Source organism: Spiroplasma endosymbiont of Megaselia nigra, from assembly GCF_003987485.1.
GTDB lineage: Bacteria > Bacillota_I > Bacilli_A > Mycoplasmatales > Mycoplasmataceae > Spiroplasma.
This window is the reverse complement of sequence record NZ_RCOO01000108.1, coordinates 1-3848: the sequence shown is the minus strand read 5'-3', so window position 1 is coordinate 3848 and position 3848 is coordinate 1. Positions and strand designations below refer to the sequence as shown.

The following is a 3848-nucleotide window of genomic DNA, read 5'->3' as shown; positions in this document are numbered from 1 at the left end:
AAAAAAGTTGTGATAAAAAGTTTCTATTTTAAGAATTTAAGATGCTGTCCTTTCTCTGAATCAATTAATAATTATGGGTTTAAAAATAAAAAAACAACCCTTTTTATTTAACAAGAGTTGTTTTTTGGAGCTTCATCGTACACGATGCCTATTTTTAAATTTATTGTTTTAATTTTTTTTATTTTTTGATAATAATCATTAGGTTTTGAATCTTCATTTATATTTTTATATTCTATTTTTATTCCAAATTGTTTAGTTGCTTGCTTTTGTTCTTCATTTGATGAAATAATCATAATATTTTTATCTTGATTTTGATGTGAAGTATTTGCAATTGAATTTGAAATACTAGGTCCAATAATACTAATCATTCCATATAATGATAATATTTTTTTCATTTCTTTTTTCCTTTCAATTTGAATAAAAAAGTTGCAAAAATAATGTTGCAACTTTTTTATTAATTATCCTTGTGTTTTTTCTGTTAACTAATTAACTTTCTCTTGCAATTCTTTATTACTTGCTTCTAAAGTCGCTTTCTCTTGCTCACTACCTTCTAACTTAGTTTTAAAATCAGTAACTTGTGAATTTAAATTATTAATTTCACCATTTGCCTGATCTAATTTGAAATTTAAATCATTAATTTTTGCTGACTTATCTTTTAAATTAACTTCTAAAGCAGTTTTCTCCTCAGTAACTTTTTCTAAATTAGTTTCAAGTTCTTTTATTTTTTGTTCTAAAGAAAGTTTATTTTGTTCACTATCTGCTAACTTCGCTTTTAACTGAGTAACTTCCATTTCCAAAGTAGAAACTTTTTCTTGTGATTCTTTTGTTAACTTACTAATCTCTAGTTTTTTTATTTCTATCTCTGCTTTAAGACTAGTATTGTGACTTATTGCATCAGCAATTTGTTTTTCTAATCCTTCTTTAACTTGCTGCATCATCTGTAATTGTGCTTCAAGAACTTTCTTACTTTGTTCTAAAGCAGTTTTATCTTGCTCACTAGCTGCTATTTTCTTTCAAAGAATATCAATTCTTGAATCTAATTCTTTAATTTGTACTTCAGTATCATAAATTACTGGAATAAAATCTCTTAATTTTGGTTTCCCAACATTAGTAGTTAAATAATTATCCTTTCAATCAAAAGATTTTCCGCCATAATTTCATTCTCCTGATAATTTACTATTATTTTCTAAATTGTAAGGATACATTGCATATCCTGATGGAATAGCAGTTGATCCAATTGTTAGTGTACTTAATAAACTTAAAAGTTTTTTCATTTTTTTATACTCCTTCCTTTCTTAGACAACACTAAGATAATTCTATGATATCCTCAAAACAAAGAAAATAATTTTCCGTTTTTAAATATTTAATAATATTTTTTTTGTAAATTATAATATAAATTGCAATAAAATAACTCAGAAAGGAATTGATATTTTAATGGAAAGAAAACATTATTTTATTTTGTGGTTTTTAGTAACTAAATATGGAAAAAATAATACAACAACTGTTAATTTTCTAGGTGCAGATACTCTACTATTTTAGGTAGCATGGATTCTATTCGAACTGGATTGGGTAATGCAATGATGAAAGTTAAAGATGCTATTTATAATGTGTTATTACAGTTAATAATCTTCAAAATCATTAATTTACAATTTATATTTTTTGTTTTAGCAAAAAAAAAAAAAAAAACAATTTTATATTGACATTGTCAATATAAAATTGTTTTTTTATTATTTATTCTACAGTTAAAATTTTAACTTTATAAGGTTCTTGAATTCCCTTAATTTCAACTAAATCTCCAGCTTTTTTGCCAATAATAGCTTTTGCAATTGGTGATTCATTTGAAATTGTATTTTCAAAAGGATTAGCTTCAACAGCACCAACAATTTTTAATTCATATTTTTTATTAATCAATAAATTAGTAAATGTTACTGTACTTCCCAATTTAATAATTCCTGTTTTTGATTTAACTTCCTTAATTTCTTTTGCTTTTGTTAATAGTGATTCAATTTCTTTAATTCGTCCTTCAACTTCCGCTTGACGGTTTCGTGCTGCATCATAATCAGCATTTTCTGATAAGTCTCCCTGTGCACGAGCTTCTTTTAACTCTTCAATAACTTCGGGACGAATAACATTAATTAAATTATCTAATTCTTCTTGTAAGTCTTTAATTCCCTCTTTAGTTAACAAAATTTCTTCATTCATGGTGTTCTCTCCGTTCCCCTCTGTTTTTTAATTACAACAATCATTATTATACCTTAAAAAAAGCAATAATAATGGGTTTTTTTATTTTTTATCAAGTAATAAAGCCTTAATTTTTGTTGCAATCATATCAATTGCAATTTCATTTCCTTCATAATATGGCACAATAATATCGGCATATTTAATACTTGGCTCAACAAAGTACTCATGCATTGGTTTTATCGTTGTTAAATACTGATTAATAATACTTTCAACTGTTCGCCCCCGTTCTGATAAATCACGTGTTAAACGTCGAATAAAACGAATATCATCTTCTGTTTTAATAAAGATTTTAATATCCGATAATTTACGAATTTCTTCTAATGCTAAACCTAAAATACCATCAAGAATAATCACATCACCACTTTTTATTTCCGTTGTTTGGATTGAGCGATTAGAAATTGTAAAATCATAATTTGGCATTTGAATATCTTGATAATTTTTTAAAAGTTCTAGATGATTAACTAATAATTCTAAATCAAGGGCATTTGGATGATCAAAATTAATTCTTTTTCGTTCTGCTAATGTTAAATCGTCTAATTTTTTATAATAATGATCCATTTTTAAATAAACGATTTTTTTTCCTTGCAAAATTTCAGCAATTTTATTTGCAACTGTTGTTTTGCCACTTGCAGTCCCACAAGCAATAGTAACTAATTGCACCTTATTTTTTGGTTTTGATTGCATTTAATTTTTCCTCTTATTTTCTTATTCTAGTATATCATAAAGTAAAACAATTTAACTTTCGTTAAATTGTTTGGTTATTCTTCATGCTCTGATTCATCTTTTTTTTCATCAAGACTACTACTTTTTTCAATAATAAGATTTAATTTCGTGAACAAATGTTCTGCATCTTGATAATTAACATTATTTTTCGCTTGATATAATGCTTGATTTCGTTCTAAATAATTTTTAATTTCATGACGAATTTCTAATGAAACATATTTTAAATCATCTCTAACTTCAAATTCGGCATCCAATTTAGCTTGTAATTCAGGTTGTTTTTTCATTCGACGAAGATATTTTGCACGATAGTAAGTAAAATATCAAATTGTTGCAAAACTCACCGAAAAACCAACAAATGCTAACTCAATTGCTGCTCCGATAATTGCACTCTCTCGCTTTGTACCAGTTGAAGTAACAATATTATTGATTAAACTATAATAATGTCATCCAAAAACAAAGCATAAAATAACAAGGACAATTAGAAACGCAATATACTCTCATATTCGCATCTTAATTTTCCGCTGATAAGCTAATTTTAGTGTTACAGCAATTACCATTCCATAAATAAAAATTGTAATAGCTGACGATGCTTCAGTTAATGATGAAACATCAAATGGTTGTTGATAAGTCATTGCTTCTGCTGCGGTTGCCATAAAACCAAATTGCTTTGTTAAACTAATCCCTTTAATAATATCGGGAATTGCTAACCAAATAAAAATCATTAAACTTAAGACTGCACCCCAAAAAGTAAGTAAAATTAAAAAAGAACTTTACTAAACTTTTAGAGGAGGTGCATTTTTTAATGGCAGGAAAAGAACAAAAATTTAAAACATATACTGCAGAATTTCGAAAAAATACAGTAAAAGAAATTGAACAAACATCGC

5 protein-coding genes are annotated in these 3848 nt (G+C 26.2%); all 5 read right to left on the bottom strand.

From position 1 onward, the window contains the following. Window positions 1-107: 107 nt before the first annotated feature. The gene (locus D9R21_RS04875) at window positions 108-395 is read right to left on the bottom strand and encodes a hypothetical protein (RefSeq protein WP_126821329.1); all 288 of its coding nucleotides are present in this window, start codon (window positions 393-395) and stop codon (window positions 108-110) included. 87 nt (window positions 396-482) lie between these two features. Then, window positions 483-1274, bottom strand: coding sequence for a hypothetical protein (locus D9R21_RS04870; RefSeq protein WP_196234379.1), 792 nt, complete (start codon window positions 1272-1274; stop codon window positions 483-485). Between the two features lie 457 nt (window positions 1275-1731). Then, the gene (gene greA / locus D9R21_RS04865) at window positions 1732-2202 is read right to left on the bottom strand and encodes a transcription elongation factor GreA (RefSeq protein WP_053391013.1); all 471 of its coding nucleotides are present in this window, start codon (window positions 2200-2202) and stop codon (window positions 1732-1734) included. Between the two features lie 81 nt (window positions 2203-2283). Next, window positions 2284-2925 (bottom strand): uridine kinase, encoded by a 642-nt coding sequence (gene udk, locus D9R21_RS04860; RefSeq protein ID WP_126821328.1) that lies wholly within the window; start codon window positions 2923-2925, stop codon window positions 2284-2286. 74 nt (window positions 2926-2999) lie between these two features. Continuing rightward, on the bottom strand, window positions 3000-3686 hold the full coding sequence (locus D9R21_RS04855) for a hypothetical protein (RefSeq protein ID WP_241568778.1): 687 nt from the start codon (window positions 3684-3686) through the stop codon (window positions 3000-3002). Window positions 3687-3848: the final 162 nt, after the last annotated feature.